Origin of the sequence: Burkholderia sp. 9775_39 (assembly GCF_015712225.1) — a bacterium.
In the GTDB taxonomy this organism is placed as follows: domain Bacteria; phylum Pseudomonadota; class Gammaproteobacteria; order Burkholderiales; family Burkholderiaceae; genus Burkholderia; species Burkholderia cenocepacia.
On sequence record NZ_JACCQC010000006.1, the window covers coordinates 245939 to 266121 of the forward strand.

Sequence of the window (20183 nt, forward strand, 5' to 3'; positions counted from 1 at the left end):
CAGCCCTGTAACGACCGGCCGGCGGCTTCACAGGCGCTTACCGCACCTGCTCCCCGTTCGCGAACGATGGCCCGTTCAGCCGGAATGACCGGCGCGACGACGGGCGATCTCTTCATCGACCGCATCGCGCACCCAGTCCATCACCTCGGTTTCCAGCGCGAGCGCGACTTCGCGCGTGACTTGGCCGACCAGCCAGGCCGAATGCTCGTGCAGCGCATCGCGACAACGCGCTTCGATGGCCTCGCGCCCGGCCCCGGTCAGATAATTCGTCAGGCGATTGCGCAGCCGTTCGGCGACGTGCTGTGCATCTTCCGGCGTCAGCCCGTCCGCGGCCTGCGCATCCGGCTGCGGCGCTGCGCTCGGCAGGACCGCCTCCGGCATCGCCGTATCGGGCGCGTGCCCGGCCGCTTCGTGCACCATCGCGGCGAACGTGGGCTGCGGCAGGTCGTCATTGACCAGCGACGAGCGCAGCGGCGCCATCGTCGCCCCGGCCTCTTCGGCGACCACGCGCTCCGCGGCGCCGGGTTCGGCCGGCGCATCGGTCTCGCCCGCGGCGGCCGGCGTCGCCACGTCGCCCGGCAGCTCGACGGCCGGCACGTGCGGCGTCGGGACGCGTTCGACCACGACGGAATCGGGGTCGGCTTCGGTTTGACGGGAATCGGCCGGCGCGGCAGCGGCGGCGCCCGGTGCGATCACGTCGGTGAGCACCGGAATCGCCGCGCGGTCGTGCGGCGCGGCGGCGGCGGACGCGGACGAACGCGCCGACGCCGGCTTGCCCGGCACCAGCACGTCGGTCAGTGTCGGGATCGAGGATGAATCGGCTTCTGTCACGGGAACACTCCGTCGACGGTTGCGGCTAGCCGCCCTGCTTGTAATTGTTCAGCGCGTAGCCGCGGTCGCGGTAGAACCGGTAGCGGGCGCGGCCCGCGGCCAGCTCGTCCGGCGCGTTGCCGACCACTTCGAGCAGGCGCTCGAAGCGGGCGAACTGCGCGGGCACGGTCGCGCCGAGGTTCAGCAGCACGTGATGATGCGGCGCGCGATCGAGATCGGCGGCCAGCACGATCGGCGTGCCGGCTGCATGCTCGCTGTCGACGCCGCAATGCGGGATGAAATCGAGCGGCGAGAACGTCCAGAGCCGCTCGTCGAGCGCGCGCAGGCGCGCGGGCTCCGCGAGCACGACGACCGGCTGCCCGGCCTGATAGGCCTTGCGCAGCAGCCGGCACGCGTACGCGAGCGAATCGCCGACGTTCGAGTGGAAATCGATCCGCGTCATGGCCCGCGCACCCGCAGCGTCGTCAGCCCCGCCATCACTGGCCGGCGCGGTCGATCAGGAACTGCGCGAGCAACGGCACCGGACGGCCCGTCGCGCCCTTCGCGGCACCGCCCTTCCACGCGGTGCCCGCGATGTCGAGGTGGGCCCACGGGTAGCTCTCGGTGAAGCGCGACAGGAAGCACGCGGCCGTCACGGCGCCGGCCGGGCGCCCGCCGATGTTCGCGAGATCCGCGAAATTCGACTTCAGCTGATCCTGGTACTCGTCGTCGAGCGGCATGCGCCATGCCGGGTCGTTCGCCTCGCGCGACGCGTCGAGCAGTTCGCCCGCGAGCGCGTCGTTCGTCGAGAACAGCCCGCTGTTGTGGCCGCCCAGCGCGATCACGCAGGCGCCCGTCAGCGTCGCGACGTCGATCACGGCGGCCGGCTTGAAACGCTCGGCGTACGTGAGTGCGTCGCACAGGATCAGGCGGCCTTCGGCGTCGGTGTTCAGCACCTCGATCGTCAGCCCCTTCATGCTGGTGACGATGTCGCCCGGCTTCGTCGCATTGCCGCCCGGCATGTTCTCGCAGGTCGGCACGATCGCGACGACGTTGATCTTCAGGCCCATCTCGGCGACCGCGCGAATCGTGCCGAGCACCGAGCCCGCGCCGCACATGTCGTACTTCATCTCGTCCATGCCCTCGCCCGGCTTCAGCGAGATGCCGCCCGTATCGAACGTGATGCCCTTGCCGACCAGCACGACCGGCGCGGCCTTCGCGGCGGCGCCCTGGTAGTGCAGCACGATGAACTGCGGCGGCTCGACCGACGCGCGCGCGACCGACAGGAACGACCCCATCTTCAGCGCCTGGATCTGCTTGAGCCCGAGGACTTCGGCCTTCAGGCCCCAATCCTTCGCGATCTTCTTCGCGGTGTTGCCGAGATAGGTCGGCGTGCAGACGTTGCCCGGCAGGTTGCCGAGGTCGCGGGTGAGATCCATCCCGTTCGCAAGCGCGACGGCCTGCTTGACCGCGACCTTCGCGGCCTTTTCGTCCGCCGGGTCGACGCTGAACACGACGCGCTTGAGCGTGTGCGACGCCGGTTCCGGCTTGCTCTTCATCTGCGTGAAGCGGTAGGTCTCGTTGCGCAGCGCGAGGATCGCGGCGCGCACGCCCCAGTCGGAGCTGCGCTCGTCGACCGGCAGTTGCGCGAGCGAGAACGTGACCTGGACGACCTTGGTCGCCAGCAGCGCGCGCCAGGCGGCCGTCACCGCATCGTTATAGGCTTTCTGATTGAAAGCATCCTGCTTGCCGAGCCCGACCAGCAGCACGCGCGACGCGCCGATGCCCGACACTTCGTGCAGGAACAGCGTCTTGCCGCGCTTGCCGTCCATGTCGCCGGCCTTCACCACGCGCGAGATCAGTCCCTTGGTGGCCGTGTCGATGTCGAGCGCCGCGCCCGACAGGGTCTGCGCCTCGAAGATGCCGAGCACGATGCAGTCGGACTTCCCGGTCAGGAACCCCTTGGCCTCGCCTTTGCTCCAATCACAGCCTTTTATGCTAAAGTCCATCGCGCTTGTCCTCGGATAAAATCTGGGCTAAGGATGAAAGCCGCAATTATCCGCTATTTTTCCCGTGGCGGCGCGAGCGCTCCACCACGCGTGCGCAGCCTCCCGCCCTCTTCTCATCAAGAATGATCTTCGAACGCTCCCTCCAGCGCGAGCTTGCGTATACGGCTGGCGCCGTGTTCATGGTGCTGCTCACGATCATGCTCACGACGATGATGATTCGCATCGTCGGCTACGCCGCGTCCGGCGAAATCGATCCGCGGGACGTGCTCGTGCTGATCGGCCTGACCGTGATCGGCTATCTCGCCGTGATGCTCGTCGTCACGCTGTTCGTGTCGATCCTGTTCGTGCTGACCCGGTGGTACCGGGACTCCGAAATGGTGGTGTGGCTCGCGTCCGGCGTGAGCCTCACGCGCCTCATCAAACCGATCGGCGTGTTCGCCGCGCCGATCATCCTGCTGATCACCTTCTTCGCGTTCGTCGGCTGGCCGTGGTCGAACCAGCAGAGCAAGATGATCAAGGCGCGCTTCCAGCAGCGCGACGAAATCTCGCTGCTCGCGCCGGGCCAGTTCCGCGAATCGGCCGCGAACCATCGCGTGTTCTTCATCGAGAAGATGTCGCCGGACCAGAGCAAGGTCCAGAACGTGTTCGTCACGTCGACGGAAAACGGCAAGGTCAACGTGGTCGTGTCGCAGACGGGCCATACGGAAACCTCGAAGGACGGCGATCGCTTCGTCGTCCTCGAGGACGGCCGCCGCTACGACGGCACGCCCGGCCAGCCGAACTTCAAGATCATGGAGTTCGAGCGCTACGGCGTGAAGATCACGAGCAAGCCCGTCACCAACGTGCAGACCACCAACAGCACGCCCACGCCCGACCTGTTGCGCAACCCGACGCGCGACAACCTCGCGGAATTCGCGTGGCGCGCGGGGCTGCCGCTGATCGCGATCAACCTGATGGTGCTCGGCATCCCGCTCTCGTACCAGAACCCGCGCCGCAGCCGCACGATCAACCTCGTGATGGCCGTGCTGATCTACCTCACGTACTCGAACCTGCTGAACGTCGTGCAGGCGCAGATCGAGCAGGGCAAGATGTCGTTCGGCGTCGGGCTCGTCGGGCTGCACGTCATCGTCGCGGCGATCGTCGCGTTCATTTTCTGGTTGCGCGTGCGCAATCGTCCGTTGTTGACACGCGCGCTGTTCGGCCGCTCGGGAGCATGATCGATGCGGCTCTATGAAAAGTACTTCGCGCGACAGATCTACATCACGTTCATCTTCATCCTGTTCGCGTTCTCGGGTCTGTTCTTCTTCTTCGACCTGATCAGCGAGCTGAACTCGGTCGGGCACGGCAACTACAAGTTCGGTTACGCGGTGCTGCGCGTCGCGCTGCAGACGCCGTCGCGCTTCTACGAGATCATCCCGGTCGCCGCGCTGATCAGCGCGATCTACGTGTTCGCGCAGATGGCCGCGAACTCGGAATTCACGATCTTCCGCGTGTCGGGCCTCGCGACCAACCAGGCGCTGCGCTCGCTGCTGAAGATCGGCGTGCCGCTCGTGATCGTCACCTACCTGATCGGCGAATTCGTCGGCCCGTACGCCGACCAGTTGTCCGAACGCGTGCGGCTGCAGGCGCTCGGCGCATCGGTGTCGTCGAACTTCCAGTCGGGCGTGTGGGTGAAGGACACGCTCGCGGCCCGCGAGAACGGCGAGCAGGTCACGCGCTTCGTCAACGTCGGCAGCCTGTCGCCCGACTCGACGATCAGCAACGTGCGCATCTACGAATTCGACTCGAAATTCCAGCTGCGGAACGTGCGCATCGCGCAGACGGGCCGCTACGAGCCGCCCGGCCACTGGCTGCTGAAGGGCGTCACCGAGACGGAGCTGACGCCGATCAAGCCGATCAGCGGCCAGCCGGCCGATGCGCTGAACCCCGTGTACCGGTCGCAGCAGGTGTCGCTGCCCGAATACCGGCTGCGCTCCGACCTGACGCCGCAGATCCTGTCGGTGCTGCTCGTGTCGCCGGAGCGCATGTCGATCATCAACCTGTTCCGCTACATCCAGCACTTGCGCGAGAACCAGCAGGACACGCAGCGCTACGACATCGCACTGTGGCGCAAGCTGCTGTATCCGTTCGCGGTGTTCGTGATGCTCGTGCTGTCGCTGCCGTTCGCGTACCTGCATACGCGCGCCGGCGTGGTCGGCGTGAAGGTGTTCGGCGGCATCATGCTCGGCATGAGCTTCCAGCTGCTCAACACGCTGTTCTCGCACATCGGCACGCTGAATACGTGGCCCGCGCCGCTCACCGCGGCGACGCCGGGCCTCATCTATCTCGCGCTCGGCCTGTTCGCGCTCAAGTGGGTCGACCGGCACTGAGCGCCGCGTCGCGACGGAGGCTTCGACATGCATTCGCACGGTATCGTCCTGTTCGGCCACGGCGCCCGCGACCCGCGCTGGGCCGAGCCGTTCGAGCGGCTGGCCGCGCGGCTGCGCGGCGCCGGCTCCCCTGCCGCGCAGGTGTCGCTCGCCTTCCTCGAACTGATGACGCCGTCGCTCGGTGACGCCGTGGCCGCGCAAGTCGCGGCCGGCTGCACGCGCATCACCGTGGTGCCCGTATTCTTCGGCCAGGGCGGCCATGTCCGCCGCGACCTGCCGCAGCTCGTCGACGCATGCCGCGCCGCGCATCCGGGCGTCGAGATCCGCTGCGCGACGGCCGTCGGCGAAGACGACGGCGTGCTCGACGCGGTCGCGCGCTATTGCGTCGGGCAACTCGGCGGCGACGCGTAGGCCGCGCTTTCCGCGCAGCCAAAGAAAAAGCGCTGGCGGTTGCCAGCGCTTTTTTCGTTTCGGACCGCGTTCGAGCCGCGCTCAGGCGGCATTGCGCACCGGAGCACCCGCCTGCGCCAGCCGTGCGCGTTCGGCGAATGCATCGCCGATCATCAGCAGGCTCGGTTCCGCCGGATCGAGCCACGCCTGCGCGTCGCCGGCCGCCATCTGCGCGAGCGTGAGCGTCAGCGTGCGTTCGCGCGCGGTGCTGCAGGCCTCGACGATCGCCACCGGCGTCGCGGGCGCACGGCCGGCGTCGATCAGTTCCTGCGCGATGCCGGGCGCGCTGTCGCGGCCCATGTAGTAGACGATCGAATCGGCACGCGCGGCTTCGCGGATCTCGTCGCTGCCCGGCGCGCGGCTGTGCGTCGCGAACGCGACGCTGCGCGACACGCCGCGCAACGTGAGCGAACGCTTGAGCGTCGCCGCGCCGGCCAGCGCCGCGGTGATGCCCGGCACGACCTCGTAGTCGATGCCGGCCGCCTCGAGCGCGCGCATTTCCTCTTCGGCGCGGCCGAACAGCATCGGATCGCCACCCTTCAGCCGCACGACGCACGCGTGCTCGCGCGCCGCGTCGACGATCTGCTTGTTGATGAAATGCTGCGCGGTCGAGCGCTGCCCGCAGCGCTTGCCGACCGCGATCTTGCGCGCGTTCGGCGCATAGTCGAGCATCGCGGGCTCGACGAGCGCGTCGTGCAGCACGACGTCGGCCTGCTCGAGCAGCCGCATGCCGCGCACCGTGATGAGGTCCGCGGCGCCCGGCCCTGCTCCGATCAGATACACCTTGCCCATGTTTGTCGCTTCGTTAGGGTCCTGCCGCGGCGGCCGGTTCGCCGCCGCGCCGATTGACGATTACGCCGAGAACGCGCGGATCATGCCCGCGGCGACCGTGTGGTGGGTCGCCTCGTCGATCAGCACGAACGCGCCCGTACCGGGATGCGCATCGTAGGTGTCGCAGACGATCGGCTTCTGCAGCGTCAGCGCCACGCGGCCGATGTCGTTCATCTTCAGTTCCTGACGGTCGGTCGCGTGCGACAGCGTATGCACGTCGAGCACCTGCTTGACCGCGCCGATCTTCGCGAACACCGTGCTGGTGGTCTGCTTCAGCAGGTACTTGCGCTGCGGCGACAGCGGCGCCTCGTCGAACCAGCACAGGTCGGCCTCGAGCTTCTTGGCCGGCTCGACCGGCTCGGCGGTCGTGACGAGCATGTCGCCGCGCGACACGTCGACATCCTGTTCGAGACGGATCGTCACGGTCTGGCCCGCGAACGCGTGCGCAACCGCCGCGGTGCCGCCGGGCACCGGCGCGACGATCTCGGCCACCGTCGCGGTGCGGTTCGACGGCAGCACGACGATCTCGTCGCCGACCTTCACTTCGCCCGACTCGATCCGGCCCATGTAGCCGCGGAAATCGTCGGCCGAGCTGCCGTCCTGGCGCGCGACCCACTGCACCGGGAAGCGCAGCGCGTCATGCGCCTGCGTCTCGACCGGCAGCGATTCGAGCACGTCGAGGAGCGGCTCGCCCGCGTACCACGGCATGCGCTCGCTCGCGCCGACGATGTTGTCGCCCTTGAGCGCCGACACCGGCACGAAGCGCACGTCGGTCAGGCCGAGTTGCTTCGCGAGCGCGACGTACGCGTCGCGGATCTCGTTGAAGCGCGCCTCGCTGTAGTCGACGAGGTCCATCTTGTTGATCGCGACGATCACGTGCTGCAACCCGAGCAGCTTGACGATCGCGCTGTGGCGCTTGGTCTGCGGCAGGAGTTGCACGACGCCGTTCTCGACCGTGATGCGCGTCGCGTCGACCAGGATGATCGCCGCGTGCGCGGTCGACGCGCCCGTCACCATGTTGCGCGTGTACTGCTCGTGGCCCGGCGTGTCGGCGATGATGAACTTGCGCTTCGCGGTCGCGAAGTAGCGGTACGCGACGTCGATCGTGATGCCCTGCTCGCGCTCGGCTTCCAGACCGTCCGTCAGCAGCGCGAGGTCCAGTTCGTCGCCGACCGTGCGCTTGTTCTTCGCGCGCGACAGCGCGGACAGCTGATCGGACAGCACGGCCTTGCTGTCGTACAGCAGGCGGCCGATCAGCGTGCTCTTGCCGTCGTCGACGCTGCCCGCGGTGATGAAGCGCAACACGCCGAGGTCTTCGGTGTTCTCGATGATGCTCATGATGTGAATGTCCTCGTGTGCTTCAGAAATAACCTTGCTTCTTGCGCTGTTCCATCGCGGCTTCGGAGGCCTGATCGTCCATCCGGGTCGCGCCGCGCTCGGTGATCTCGGTCACCGCCGTCTCGGCGATGATCTTCTCGACGTCGTCCGCGTCGCTCTCGACCGGGCACGTGCAGCTGATGTCGCCGACCGTGCGGAAGCGCACCTGCGCCAGCTCGCTCGTCTCGCCGTCACGCATCGGCGTGAGCGGCGTGACCGGCACGAGCAGCCCGTTGCGGCGCACGATCTCGCGCTGGTGCGCGTAGTAGATCGACGGCAATTCGAGGTTTTCGCGCGCGATGTACTGCCACACGTCGAGCTCGGTCCAGTTCGAGATCGGGAACACGCGCAGGTGCTCGCCCTTGTGCAGGCGGGCGTTGTACAGGCTCCACAGCTCCGGGCGCTGCGCCTTCGGGTCCCACTGGCCAAATTCGTCACGGAACGAGAAGATGCGCTCCTTCGCGCGCGCCTTCTCTTCGTCGCGGCGCGCGCCGCCGATCAGCGCCGTGTAACCGTGCTGCTCGATCGTTTCCAGCAGCGTGACGGCCTGCGCGGCGTTGCGCGAATCGGTTTCGCGGCGCAGCACGACCGTGCCGCGCTTGATCGAATCCTCGACGTGGCCGACCACCAGCTCGGCGCCGAGCTCTTGCGCACGGCGGTCGCGGAAGTCGATCACTTCCTCGTAGTTGTGGCCCGTGTCGATGTGCACGAGCGGGAACGGCAGCGTCGTCTTGCGGTTCGCGCCGAGGCCGAACGCCTTCAGCGCGAGGTGCAGCACGACGACCGAGTCCTTGCCGCCCGAGAACAGCAGTGCCGGCTTGCTGCATTCGGCAACCAGTTCGCGCAGGATGTGGATCGACTCGGCTTCGAGCCAGTCGAGGTGGCCCATGCGGCTGTCGGCGCCGGTGGGCGGGGCAAAGGCGGATTGCTCGAGCGTCGTGCTCATGATTTCAGTCCTTCTCTTCTGGGTTCGTGCCGCCCGCTGTCGCGGGCGACGCAATATTCAGTTTCTTGTCGGCTTTCAGTGCGCGGCGCCGGCTTCGGCATTCGCGGGAATCGGCGTGATCGTCGTGATGTGCAGCCCGCATTCCTTCGTGTCGCGCGACTCCCACCACCAGCGGCCCGCGCGGCTGTCCTCGCCGGGGCGGATCGCACGCGTACACGGCTCGCAGCCGATGCTCGGGTAGCCGCGCGCATGCAGCGGATTGACCGGCACGTCAAACGCCTTAAGGTACGCCCACACGTCGGCTTCCGTCCAGTCGGCGAGCGGGTTGTACTTCGCGATCCCGCGCGCTTCGTCCTGTTCTTCCTCGTGCAGCTCCGCGCGCGTGACCGACTGCTCGCGGCGCTGGCCCGTCACCCACGCGCCGACGTCGGCCAGCGCACGGTTCAGCGGCTCGACCTTGCGGATGTGGCAGCACGACTTGCGCAGCTCGACGCTCTCGTAGAACGCATTCAGGCCGTGCTCGGCAACGTACCGGTCGACCGCGTCCTGCTGCGGATGGAACTGCTCGATCTCGTAGCCGTAGCGCTCGCGCACCCGGTCGATCATGCCGAGCGTTTCCGCGTGCAGGCGGCCCGTGTTCAGCGAGAAGATGCCGATCGGCACGCCCTTCGACAGGATCGCGTGCGTGAGCAGCATGTCTTCCGCGGCGAGGCTGCTCGCGAACTTCACCTTGTCGTGACGCTCGCCGATCTGCGCGAGCAGCGCGTCGAGGCGCTCGACCTTCGCGGCGAGTTCCGGCGTCAGCGCGGTGGCGGTCGCGGTGCTCATGCGCTCACCTTGGCGTCGGACGCGGCCTCGCGGCGGCGGAACAGCGGCGCCGGCTCGTCGAATGCGCCCTGGTAACGCTGCGTGAATTCGGTGAACGCATTCAGCGCGTCGTGGATGTCCTTGTCGGCACGCACCGCGAACGCGTCGAAGCCGCAACGCGACATGTACAGCAACTGGTCGCGCAGCACGTCGCCGATCGCGCGCAGCTCGCCGGTCCAGCCATGACGCTCGCGCAGCAGGCGCGCGATGCTGTAGCCGCGGCCGTCCGCGAAGCGCGGGAAGTCGACGGCGATCAGCGAGATCGCGCCGAAGTCGGCCACGAGATCGGCCGGCTCGCTGTCCGGCGCGAGCCACACGCCGAGTTCGTCCTTCGTCTTCGCGGCGACGAGCGCCGCACGCTCGGCCTGCCACAACGCGAACGGCACCAGCACCTTGCCGGCCGGCAACGCGTCGACCGCGGGCAGCGCACCGTCTTCCGCCGCGCGCACGACCTGCCATGCATCGTCGATCACTGCGCGGTTCTTGATAATCGAAGCCATCTGCAAATTCCTTCTACCCGGTTGGTTACGCGTTCACTGCCTGGCGCGCCGCATACACGCGCTCCTTGAACGGCGCGATGCCGATGCGGTCGTACGTGTCGACGAAGCGCTCGCCGTCGAGGCGCGCCTCGACGAACGTATCGATCAGCTTCGCGATCACGTCGGGCACTTCCTCGGCCGAGAACGACGGCCCGATCACGCGGCCGAGGCGCGCGCCGTTCTGGCCCGTGCCCTGCTCGCCGCCGAGCGACACCTGGTACCACTCGGCGCCGTCCTTGTCGACGCCGAGGATGCCGATGTTGCCGACGTGGTGGTGACCGCACGAGTTCATGCAACCGGAAATGTTCAGCGACAGTTCGCCGAGGTCGTACACGTAGTCGAGATCGTCGAAACGCTGCTGGATCGCCAGCGCGATCGGGATCGACTTCGCGTTCGCGAGCGAGCAGAAGTCGCCGCCCGGGCACGCGATGATGTCGGTCAGCAGGCCGATGTTCGGCGTCGCGAAACCGGCCGCCTTCGCCTTTTCCCACAGCGCGAACAGGTCGCGCTTCTTCACGTTCGCGAGAATCAGGTTCTGCTCGTGCGACACGCGCAGCTCGCCGTACGAGTACGCGTCGGCCCAGTCGGCGACCAGATCCATCTGCGCGTCGGTCGCATCGCCCGGCGCCACGCGGTGATCCTTCAGCGACAGCGTGACGGCTGCGTAACCGGGCACCTTGTGCGGCGCGACGTTACGCTCGACCCAGCGCGCGAACGCCTTGTTCTCGAGCAGGTGCTGTTCGAACGACGCGTCGGTGTCGGCCAGCTTCTCGTAGACCGGCGGCTTGAAGTACTGCGACACGCGATCGAGCTCGGCCTGCGTGAGCGTCGACGGGCCGTCCTTCAGGTGCTGCCATTCTTCCTCGACCTGCTGCGCGAACTTCGCCGGCGACAGCGCCTTCACGAGGATCTTGATCCGCGCCTTGTACAGGTTGTCGCGGCGGCCGTAACGGTTGTACACGCGCAACACGGCTTCGCAGTACGTGAGCAGGTGCTGCCACGGCAGGTCTTCCTTGATCACCGCGCCGATGATCGGCGTACGGCCGAGGCCGCCGCCCGCGAGGATGCTCGCGACCACTTCGCCCTGCGCGTTCTTCTTCAGGTACACGCCGAGGTCGTGGATCTGCACGGCCGCACGGTCACGCTTCGAGCCCGACACCGCGATCTTGAACTTGCGCGGCAGCCACGCGAATTCGGGGTGGAACGTCGACCACTGGCGCAGGATCTCGGCCCACGGGCGCGGATCGATCTCTTCGTCCTGCGCGACGCCGGCGAACTGGTCGGCCGTGATGTTGCGGATGCAGTTGCCCGACGTCTGGATCGCGTGCATCTGCACCGACGCGAGCTTCGCGAGGATCTCGGGCGTCTCTTCGAGCTGCACCCAGTTGAACTGGATGTTCGAGCGCGTCGAGAAATGGCCGTAGCCGCGGTCGTGTTCGCGGGCGATGCGCGCCAGCATCCGGAGCTGGTCGCTGCGCAGGTTGCCGTACGGAATCGCGATGCGGTGCATGTACGCGTGGCGCTGCATGTACAGGCCGTTCTGCAGACGCAGCGGACGGAATTCGTCTTCGCTCAACTCGCCCGACAGCCGGCGGCGCACCTGATCGCGGTACTGCGCGACTCGCTCGTCGACGATCGTCTGGTCGTATTGGTCGTACTGATACATTCGGGGACCCCAGGGTTTTCGTGGTGACTGCGCGACGTCCTAGCCACGTCGCGCCCGAATCTCCGTTCCGCCGCACCGCCGCATCCGCTGCCGGCTGGATTGCTAATGACGAAAACAGATATCCATATTTGAAAAACTCCGGTGAATCGTAATAAACTCGCCTTATATTTCAAACGACTAAAAAATTCTGTTGATATGCGGAAGGGTTATAAATGAACCTGCACCAATTTCGCTTCGTGCGCGAGGCCGTCCGGCAGAATTTCAACCTCACCGAGGCCGCCAAGGCGCTCTACACGTCGCAACCGGGGGTATCGAAGGCGATCATCGAGCTCGAGGACGAGCTGGGCGTCGAGATCTTCACGCGGCACGGCAAGCGCGTGCGCTCGCTCACCGAGCCGGGCCGGATCATCCTCGCGTCGGTCGAGCGGATTCTTCAGGAGGTTGAGAGCCTCAAAAGGGTCGGGAAGGATTATGCGGCGCAGGACCAGGGCAACCTGACCATCGCCGCGACCCACACGCAGGCCCGCTACTCGCTGCCGGCCGCGATCGCCGAGTTCAAGAAGCGCTTCCCGAAGGTGCACCTGTCGATCCTGCAAGGCAGCCCGACGCAGGTGGCCGAGATGGTGATCCACGACCAGGCCGATCTCGCGATCGCGACCGAGGCGATCTCCGACTACAAGGAACTCGTGTCGCTGCCCTGCTTCCAGTGGCACCACGCGGCCGTCGTGCCGGCCGACCACCCGCTGCTCGAACGCAAGCCGGTCACGCTGGACGATCTCGCGCAGTACCCGCTGATCACGTACGACGACGCGTTCGCTGGCCGCAAGAAGATCAACCATGCGTTCGCGCTGCGCGGGCTGTCGCCGGACATCGTGCTCGAGGCGATCGACGCCGACGTGATCAAGACCTATGTCGAGCTCGGCCTCGGCGTCGGCATCATGGCCGACATCGCGTTCAACCCCGAGCGCGACCGCGGCCTGCGGCTGATTCCGGTCGGCCACCTGTTCGGCAGCAACGTGACGCGCGTCGCGCTCAAGCAGGGCGCCTACCTGCGCAGCTATGTGTATACGCTCGTCGAACTGCTGTCGCCGACGCTGAACCGCAAGCTGATCGAGCAGGCGCTCAAGGGCGAAGCCGAATCGTACGAGCTTTGACGGACAGGTATGAACACGGGGGCGCGCATTGCGCCCCTTTTCGTTGCCCGACGGAGATGGAGATTCCCGCATGACGCTTCCCGCCCTGTTGCGCCGCACCCGCCAGGCCGCCGGCGCCGCCCTCGTGCTGGCCTGCGCGGCCGCGCATGCCGACCTGAAGGTCGGCGTCGACCTGTCGTCGACCGGCCCGGCCGCCGCGATCGGCATCACGAGCAAGAACGCGATCCTGATGTGGCCGAAGACGATTGCCGGACAGCCCGTGCAGGTCACGGTGCTCGACGACGCATCCGACCCGGGCGCCGCGGTGCGCAACATCCGCAAGCTGGTCGACGAGGATCACGTCGACGTCGTGGTCGGCCCGAACATCACGCCGGCCGCGCTCGCGGCGCTCGACGCGGTGGCCGCCGCGCAGACGCCGATGATCACGCTGGTCGGCTCCGGCTCGATCGTCGAGCCGCAGGAAGGCGCGCGGACCTGGGCGTTCAAGATGGCGCAGAGCGACCGCGCGATGGCCGACGTGATGACGCGCTACATGGCCAACCACGGCGTGAAGACGGTCGGCTTCATCGGCTTCGCGGACAGCTACGGCGACAGCTGGCTCAACGAATTCACGCGCTTCGCGGACCTGCGCAAGATCCGCGTGATCGCGACCGAGCGCTTCAACCGCACCGACGCGAGCGTCACGGGCCAGGCGCTGAAGCTGATCGCGGCGAAGCCCGACGCGATCCTGATCGCCGGCGCGGGCACGCCGACCGTGCTGCCGCAGCGCACGCTGATCGAGCGCGGCTACAAAGGGCCGATCTACCAGACGCACGGGATCGCGACGCCGGAATTCATCAAGCTCGGCGGCAAGGACGTCGACGGGACGCTGTTCCCGACCCAGCCGGTGGTCGTCGCGCGCACGCTGCCGGCCGACCACCCGGCCCGCCAGGCCGCGCTCGCGTTCGTCGATGCGTACGAGGCGAAGTACGGCGCCGGCACCGTCACGCAGTTCGCGGGCGATGCGGCGGGCGTGTACCCGCGCCTCGCCGACGCGGTCGGCCGCGCACTGAAAGCCGCGCAGCCCGGCACGCCGGCGTTTCGCGCGGCGCTGCGCCGCGAGCTGGAACGCGCGCATGAACTGGTCGTGCCGAACGGTGTCGTCAATACCAGCGACAAGGATCATGTGGGGCTCGATCAGCGCGCGAGCGTGATGGGGATCGTGAAACAGGGCCGGTTCGTGTACCTGAGCCAGTAATGTGCGTGCCGGGCATCGGCACAGCTTGCCCGGCATCCGGATTTCCGCCATAATCCGCGTTTCGCCGCGCACCACCGCATGCGCGGCCAGGATCAAGCCCAGGTGGTGAAATTGGTAGACGCAGGGGACTCAAAATCCCCCGCCGCAAGGCGTGCCGGTTCGATTCCGGCCCTGGGCACCAGTATTTCGCAGCGTCACGCGCTGCATCTGTCGAAACCCGCGCAAGCTGCCGCTTCGCGGGTTTTTTATTTTTGCCGCGCGTTCCGCCCCGCACCGCGACCGACGGTGGCCTGCCGCCGATCTCCCTCCCCCGATACGCTCAGACCGTCAACTCGCGGACGAAGTCGAGAAACACCCGCACCTTCGCGGCCACGAGGTTCGACGCGTGGTGATACGCGTAGAGCGGAAATGTCTCGTCCGTCCACTCCGGCAGCAGCAGGACCAGTTTCCCGTCGGCAACGATGTCCCGCGCGTAGAGTTCCAGCAATTGCGCGATGCCCGCGCCACCGACGCATGCGCCGAGCAGGCCGCCCGTATCGTTGACCATCAATCGTCCACCGGCATCGAACGGCACCACTTCCTTGCCCCGATGAAATTCCCATTCGTACGGCCGCCCCGTTACCGGGTCGCGGATCAGCACGCAACGATGCCCGTGCGCGAGATCGCGCGGATGACGCGGTTCGCCGTGACGCTCGACATAGGCCGCCGACGCGCAGGTCAGCACGCGCGTCTCGAGCAGTAGCCGCGCACGGTATGACGACGGCTCGGGCACGCCGAAGCGCACGGCCACGTCGAATCCGTCGGCGACGAGGTCACCCATCCGGTCGCGCACACTGATCTCGACGGACAGGTCGGGAAAGCGGTCGAGAAACTCCGCCATCCTCGGCGCCAGCACGTAGTGGCCGAACGTGCCGTCCACGTTGACCCGCAGCCGCCCCCTGACGCGTGCCTTCGATCGGCCGGCGTTGATCGCCGCGTCCTCGATGCCGGCCAGCAGCGGCGCGACCGCCTCGTAGAAGCGCCGCCCTTCGTCGGTCAACGTGATCGCGCGCGCCGTCCGGTTGAAGATCCGGATGCCAACCCGCTCTTCCAGCCGCGCGACGGCACGGCTCACCGCCGGCTGCGTCAGGCCCATCGCCTCCCCGGCGCGCGCGAAGGTGCCCGCCTCGATCACCGCCGAGAGCACGCCGATTCCGCTCAGAAGCCTGCTGTCGAATGCCATAAGACATACTTTCAGTCATGTATTAACTGAGCATTATTCATTATTTTTATTGATCGCAGAAGCCTACATTTGTCCCTGTCGCCGGATCGAACGGCATTCATCCATCCACCAGGAGCAGGACATGAACACATCGGAACAGGTCGCCCTCGTCACGGGTTCGTCGCGCGGCATCGGCGCGGAAATCGCCCGCCAACTCGCCCGGGACGGCTTCCGGGTCGTCGTCAACTATGCCGGCAGCGCCGGCCCGGCCCGCGAAGTGGTCGACGCGATCGTCGCCGACGGCGGCCATGCCGTCGCGGTGCAGGCGAACGTCGCCGACCCGGCGGCCGTGGCCGCGCTGTTCGACGCCGCCCGCGACGCATTCGGCGGTCTGGATGTGGTGGTCAATTCCGCGGGCGTGATGAAGCTCGCGACCATCGCCGACTGCGACGATGCGCTCTTCGACGAAACGTTCGCCATCAACGTGAAGGGCACCTTCAACGTCTGCCGCGAAGCGGCAAAGCGGGTGCGCGACGGCGGACGCATCATCAACCTGTCGACCAGCGTGATCGGCATGCGCATGCCGACTTACGGCGTGTACGTCGCCAGCAAGGCAGCGGTCGAAAGCCTCACGCAAGTGCTCGCGCAGGAAATGCGCGGGCGCGGCGTCCGCGTGAATGCCGTCGCGCCGGGACCGGTCGCGACCGAGTTGTTCCTGCAGGGCAAGAGCCCGGAACTCGTCGACCGGCTCGCGAAGCTGAACCCGCTCGAGCGGCTCGGCCAGCCCGACGACATCGCGCGCGTCGTCGCGTTCCTCGCCGGCCCGGACGGTGCGTGGATCAACGGCCAGATCCTGCGCGCCAACGGCGGCATGTGCTGACGGCCGCTCGCTGCCACCCTATCTTTCCGCCAGGAGATCGCTCATGAAGGAAGTCGTCCTCGTCACCGGCGCGTCCAGCGGCTTCGGCTTGCTGACGGCCCAGGCGCTCGCCCGCGCCGGTCACACGGTCTACGCGTCGATGCGCGACAGCGCCGGGCGCAATGCGCCGCGCGCCGCCGCCGTCGCGGCCTATGCGCGAGAACACGGCGTCGACCTGCGCAGCCTCGAACTCGACGTCGGCGACGATGCGTCGGTCGACGCCGCCATCGAGCGCGTGATCGCCGACCACGGCCGTCTGGACGTCGTCGTCCACAACGCCGGCCACATGGTGTTCGGGCCGGCCGAAGCGTTCACGCCCGAACAGCTTGCGCAGCTTTACGACGTCAACGTCGTGTCGACCCAGCGCGTAAACCGCGCGGCGCTGCCGCACCTGCGCGGCCAGCGCCGCGGCCTGCTCGTCTGGGTATCGTCCTCGTCGGCGCGCGGCGGCACCCCGCCGTTCCTCGCGCCCTACTTCGCCGCAAAGGCCGCGATGGATTCGCTCGCCGTGTCCTACGCCGCCGAACTCGCCCGCTGGGGCATCGAAACGTCGATCGTCGTGCCGGGCGCGTTCACCCGGGGCACGAATCACTTCCTGCATGCGGGCAAGCCGGCCGATACCGCCGTGCAGGCCGCCTACGACAGCGGGCCGTATGCGGGGGTCGCCGATCAGGCGTTGCGGGGCCTCGCCGCGCTCGAACCGGCGGACGCCGACGCGGGCGCCGTCGCCACGGCGATTGCCGAGCTCGTCGCGGCGCCGGCCGGCAAGCGCCCCTACCGCGTGTTCGTCGATCCGTCGCAGGACGGCGCCGAGGAAGTGTTCCGCGTCGGCGATCGCATCCGCCGCGAAATGTTCAGGAACATCGGGCTCGCCGACCTGCTCGCGCCGCGCGCCGGCGGTTGATCCTTCGCGCGCCGGGCCGGCCGGCGCGCGTCACCCGCGCCCGCAGAACCGGAGAATCGCGTCCGCGACCGCCGCCGCGGATTCACGCTGCGGGAAGTGCCCGATTCCGTCGAGCACCTGCCGCTCGTAGCGCCCGGAGAAGAACCGCTCGCGCCCGGCCGAGCTGTCCGGATGATTGCAGGTGTCCGCGCCGCCGTGCAGCACGAGCGTCGGCACCGCCAGCACGGGCGCCGGGTTCAGCCGCGCGTCGTCGTCGGCATAGGCCGGCGTGCCCGGCGCGAAGCCCCAGCGCTGCCGGTACGAATGCAGCACGACGTCGATCCAGTCGGGTCCGTCGAACGCAACGGCCGCCGCGTCGAAATCGCCGTCGCGATACCAGCCCGGCGGCGACCACGTATCCCACATCAGGCGCGCGAACGCACGGCGGTCGTCGCGCAGCGCCTGCTCGCCGCGCGGCGTCGCCATGAACCAGTGATACCAGTAGTTGCGCGCCTGCTGCAGCGACAGCGGCTGAGCGGGATCGTTGGTGCCGTACCCGACCGACAGCATCACGAGCTGCGACGCGACACCGTCGCGCAACCCGCACGCGTTCGCGGCCGCGCGGGCGCCCCAGTCGTGCCCGACCAGCAGCGGCCGCTCGATGCCGAGCGCATCGACGAATTCGAGCAGGTCGCGCCCGAGCGCCGCGAGCTGGCCGCTGCGCGGCACGGACGCGTCGCGAAAGCGCGTCGGCGCGAAGCCGCGCAACGCGGGCGCGAGCACGCGGTAGCCGCGTGCGGCGAGCGCCGCGGCCACCGCTTCCCAGCCGACCGGGCTGTCCGGCCAGCCGTGCAGCAGCACGGCCGCGCGTTCGCCGCGCGGGTTCCATTCCAGATAGGCAATATCGAGCGACGCGGTGGCCGCATGCGCATAGGTCGTCATCGTGTACTCCGTGAGGTCAGCCTGAACCTACGATGGTAGGCCGGTCTTTCATCACGATTCACGGAGTATCATGATTCATTCCTCATATTTCGCGTCGAATCGATCCATGGAACCGCCGACCGATCCCGCGTCGACCGCGCTCGACATCGCACTGCTGCGCACCTTTCTCGAAGTCGTCGACCGCCGCGGGTTCGCGCCGGCCGCGGAGCGCCTCGCGCTGACGCCGTCCGCCGTCAGCGGCCACATCAAGCGGCTCGAACAGGCCGCCGGCACCGTGCTGCTGGCGCGCACGACGCGCCGTATCGCGCTCACGCCGGCCGGCGACACGCTGTACGCCTACGCGCGCAACATCGTCGACATGGAGCGGGAGGTGCGCGCGCGGCTGCGCGGCGCGCCGGCGCACGGACCGTTGCGGGTGGGCGCGTCGGAGGACTTCGCCGGCGCGTGGCTGCCGCACGTGTTGCGCACGTTCCGCGACCGCCACCCGCACACGTCGATCGAGCTGAAGGTCGGGATCACCGCGTCGCTGCTGCGCGAGCAGATGCTCGGCCGGCTCGACGTCGTATTCGGCAAGCAGTGCCGGCAGGTCGACGCGCCGGGCGAGCTGCTGTGGGAAGAGCCGCTCGTGTGGGCGTTCGCAGCGGACCGCCCGCTCGACGCAGGCGGCGAAGTGCCGCTCGCGCTGTTTCCGCAGCCGTGCGTCTATCGGGAAGCCGCCGTCGCGGCGCTCGCCGCCGCGCTGCGGCCGTTTCGCGTACTGTTCGAAAGCGGCAGCATGGCCGGTTGCGTGTCGGCCGCGCTCGCCGGCTTCGCGGTCACCGCGCTGGCGCGCAGCCAGCTGCGCGACGGCTTGCGCGAATGCGGGCCGCAGGACGGCTTGCCGGCGCTGCCGGCCGCGCGCTTCCATGCGTTCGCGGCGAAACCGGACGGCCCCGGCGCGGCGTTGATCGAGGCCGTGCGGGACATCGGGCGCGACCGGCGGTTCGCCACGCAGCCCGACTGAAGAGCCGCGCGCGCCGGCCTGCCGGTCAGTCGCCGTCCGAACTCGCTGCTTCGCCGGTCCCCGTCAGCGCATCGGCCATCAGTTCCCCGAACCATTCGATGAACGCATTGAGCCGCCTCGACCGGTGCCGGCGGTGCGGATACACGGCCGACACGTCCATCGGCTCGGCGCGATGGCCGGGCATCACGTCGACGAGCGCGCCGCTTGCCAGCAGATGCTCGACGTCGAAGCGCGGAATCTGGATCAGCCCCATGCCCGCGATGCAGCTGGCGATATAGGTTTCGGCGTTGTTGACGATCACGCGGCTCGGCAGCGTCAGCACGCGCCGCTGCCCGTCCGCGCAGTATTCCCAGCCGAGTTCGCGCCCCGTCGTCGGCGACGCATAGCCGATCGCCCAGTGCCCGTGCGCGAGCGCGTCCGGATGCTCGGGCACGCCGCACTCGCGCAGGTAGTCGGGGCTCGCGCAGTTGATCAGCGTGAACTGCCCGAGCGGCCGCACGACGAGGCTGCTGTCCGCGAGCCGCCCGACGCGAATCGCGCAATCGACGCCCTCCTGCACGAGGTCGATCGAGCGGTCCGTGGAGCCGAGCGACAGCTGCAGCTTCGGATAGCGGCGAAACAGCGACGGCAGCGCGGGCGCCACGACGCGCCGCGCGATCCGGCTCGGCACGTCGACGTTCAGCCGCCCGACCACGTCGTGGTCGCGGCGCCGAAACAGGCGGTCGAGTTCATCGGCCTCCGCGAGCAGGCGCCGACCGCGCTCCAGCAGCAGCGCGCCGTCGGCAGTCAATTGCACCTGGCGCGTCGTACGGTGCAACAGACGCGTGCCGAGCGCCGTCTCCAGTTGCTGGACGGCCGCCGACACGGTCGCGCGCGGCGCGTCGAGCGCATGCGCGGCCTTGATGAAGCTGCCCATCTCGGCAACCTGCAGGAAGATCCTGACCTGATCCAGCTTGTCCATCGGCGGGAAACCCGGGTTC

At 68.2% G+C, this 20183-nt stretch carries 20 protein-coding genes and 1 tRNA gene; 9 read left to right on the forward strand and 12 right to left on the reverse strand.

Translation table 11 applies throughout. From position 1 onward, the window contains the following. Positions 1-75: 75 nt before the first annotated feature. Genes H0X90_RS10985 through H0X90_RS10995 form a run of 3 tightly spaced genes read right to left on the reverse strand, consistent with a single transcriptional unit; the run spans position 76 to position 2819 of the window. Positions 76-831, reverse strand: coding sequence for a DUF2486 family protein (locus tag H0X90_RS10985; protein WP_077188812.1), 756 nt, complete (start codon positions 829-831; stop codon positions 76-78). 25 nt (positions 832-856) lie between these two features. Then, complete coding sequence (locus H0X90_RS10990) at positions 857-1273, reverse strand: DNA polymerase III subunit chi (protein WP_006496120.1); 417 nt, start codon at positions 1271-1273, stop codon at positions 857-859. Positions 1274-1307: 34 nt separating this feature from the next. Continuing rightward, positions 1308-2819, reverse strand: coding sequence for a leucyl aminopeptidase (locus tag H0X90_RS10995; protein WP_006484797.1), 1512 nt, complete (start codon positions 2817-2819; stop codon positions 1308-1310). A 122-nt stretch (positions 2820-2941) separates the two neighbouring features. Between H0X90_RS10995 and lptF the strand changes: the two genes are divergently transcribed. Genes lptF through H0X90_RS11010 form a run of 3 tightly spaced genes read left to right on the forward strand, consistent with a single transcriptional unit; the run spans position 2942 to position 5599 of the window. Next, entirely contained in the window at positions 2942-4036 is a 1095-nt protein-coding gene (lptF, locus tag H0X90_RS11000) for an LPS export ABC transporter permease LptF (protein WP_006484800.1), read from the forward strand. A gap of 3 nt (positions 4037-4039) precedes the next feature. Then, positions 4040-5188 (forward strand): LPS export ABC transporter permease LptG, encoded by a 1149-nt coding sequence (gene lptG / locus H0X90_RS11005; protein WP_006496121.1) that lies wholly within the window; start codon positions 4040-4042, stop codon positions 5186-5188. A 27-nt stretch (positions 5189-5215) separates the two neighbouring features. Next, positions 5216-5599, forward strand: a complete 384-nt coding sequence (locus tag H0X90_RS11010) for a sirohydrochlorin chelatase (protein ID WP_006484798.1) — start codon at positions 5216-5218, stop codon at positions 5597-5599. Positions 5600-5680: 81 nt separating this feature from the next. On the opposite strand, the gene cobA is transcribed toward H0X90_RS11010, so the two are convergent. The 6 genes from cobA to H0X90_RS11040 all read right to left on the reverse strand — a co-directional run bounded on the left by cobA (position 5681) and on the right by H0X90_RS11040 (position 11864). Then, entirely contained in the window at positions 5681-6430 is a 750-nt protein-coding gene (gene cobA / locus H0X90_RS11015; RefSeq protein ID WP_006484807.1) for a uroporphyrinogen-III C-methyltransferase, read from the reverse strand. A 60-nt stretch (positions 6431-6490) separates the two neighbouring features. Beyond that, positions 6491-7807, reverse strand: a complete 1317-nt coding sequence (locus H0X90_RS11020) for a sulfate adenylyltransferase subunit 1 (protein WP_006484806.1) — start codon at positions 7805-7807, stop codon at positions 6491-6493. A gap of 22 nt (positions 7808-7829) precedes the next feature. Beyond that, positions 7830-8792 (reverse strand): sulfate adenylyltransferase subunit CysD, encoded by a 963-nt coding sequence (gene cysD / locus H0X90_RS11025; protein WP_006478076.1) that lies wholly within the window; start codon positions 8790-8792, stop codon positions 7830-7832. 75 nt (positions 8793-8867) lie between these two features. Next, the gene (locus H0X90_RS11030; protein WP_006484803.1) at positions 8868-9620 is read right to left on the reverse strand and encodes a phosphoadenylyl-sulfate reductase; all 753 of its coding nucleotides are present in this window, start codon (positions 9618-9620) and stop codon (positions 8868-8870) included. Continuing rightward, the gene (locus H0X90_RS11035; RefSeq protein ID WP_059721387.1) at positions 9617-10159 is read right to left on the reverse strand and encodes a DUF934 domain-containing protein; all 543 of its coding nucleotides are present in this window, start codon (positions 10157-10159) and stop codon (positions 9617-9619) included. The genes H0X90_RS11030 and H0X90_RS11035 overlap by 4 nt, the downstream gene beginning before the upstream one ends. 25 nt (positions 10160-10184) lie before the next feature. After that, positions 10185-11864, reverse strand: a complete 1680-nt coding sequence (locus H0X90_RS11040) for a nitrite/sulfite reductase (RefSeq protein WP_006484802.1) — start codon at positions 11862-11864, stop codon at positions 10185-10187. Positions 11865-12076: 212 nt separating this feature from the next. Here H0X90_RS11040 and H0X90_RS11045 point away from each other — a divergent pair, with 212 nt between their 5' ends. The 3 genes from H0X90_RS11045 to H0X90_RS11055 all read left to right on the forward strand — a co-directional run bounded on the left by H0X90_RS11045 (position 12077) and on the right by H0X90_RS11055 (position 14436). Further along, complete coding sequence (locus tag H0X90_RS11045) at positions 12077-13018, forward strand: CysB family HTH-type transcriptional regulator (protein ID WP_006478072.1); 942 nt, start codon at positions 12077-12079, stop codon at positions 13016-13018. Between the two features lie 70 nt (positions 13019-13088). Then, on the forward strand, positions 13089-14255 hold the full coding sequence (locus H0X90_RS11050) for an ABC transporter substrate-binding protein (protein WP_048989032.1): 1167 nt from the start codon (positions 13089-13091) through the stop codon (positions 14253-14255). A gap of 96 nt (positions 14256-14351) precedes the next feature. Continuing rightward, positions 14352-14436, forward strand: a tRNA-Leu gene (locus tag H0X90_RS11055). Between the two features lie 138 nt (positions 14437-14574). On the opposite strand, the gene H0X90_RS11060 is transcribed toward H0X90_RS11055, so the two are convergent. Further along, entirely contained in the window at positions 14575-15477 is a 903-nt protein-coding gene (locus H0X90_RS11060; protein ID WP_077188810.1) for a LysR family transcriptional regulator, read from the reverse strand. Positions 15478-15598: 121 nt separating this feature from the next. Here H0X90_RS11060 and H0X90_RS11065 point away from each other — a divergent pair, with 121 nt between their 5' ends. Next, positions 15599-16336 (forward strand): SDR family oxidoreductase, encoded by a 738-nt coding sequence (locus H0X90_RS11065; RefSeq protein WP_006482981.1) that lies wholly within the window; start codon positions 15599-15601, stop codon positions 16334-16336. Positions 16337-16379: 43 nt separating this feature from the next. Next, positions 16380-17279, forward strand: a complete 900-nt coding sequence (locus H0X90_RS11070; RefSeq protein ID WP_077188809.1) for an SDR family oxidoreductase — start codon at positions 16380-16382, stop codon at positions 17277-17279. A 30-nt stretch (positions 17280-17309) separates the two neighbouring features. Here H0X90_RS11070 and H0X90_RS11075 read toward each other — a convergent pair whose 3' ends face one another. Further along, positions 17310-18200, reverse strand: a complete 891-nt coding sequence (locus tag H0X90_RS11075; RefSeq protein ID WP_034201447.1) for an alpha/beta fold hydrolase — start codon at positions 18198-18200, stop codon at positions 17310-17312. Positions 18201-18306: 106 nt separating this feature from the next. Here H0X90_RS11075 and H0X90_RS11080 point away from each other — a divergent pair, with 106 nt between their 5' ends. Continuing rightward, complete coding sequence (locus tag H0X90_RS11080) at positions 18307-19203, forward strand: LysR family transcriptional regulator (RefSeq protein ID WP_034178368.1); 897 nt, start codon at positions 18307-18309, stop codon at positions 19201-19203. 25 nt (positions 19204-19228) lie between these two features. Here H0X90_RS11080 and H0X90_RS11085 read toward each other — a convergent pair whose 3' ends face one another. After that, positions 19229-20164: a LysR family transcriptional regulator gene (locus H0X90_RS11085; protein WP_006482774.1), complete on the reverse strand. Its 936-nt coding sequence runs from the start codon at positions 20162-20164 to the stop codon at positions 19229-19231. Positions 20165-20183: the final 19 nt, after the last annotated feature.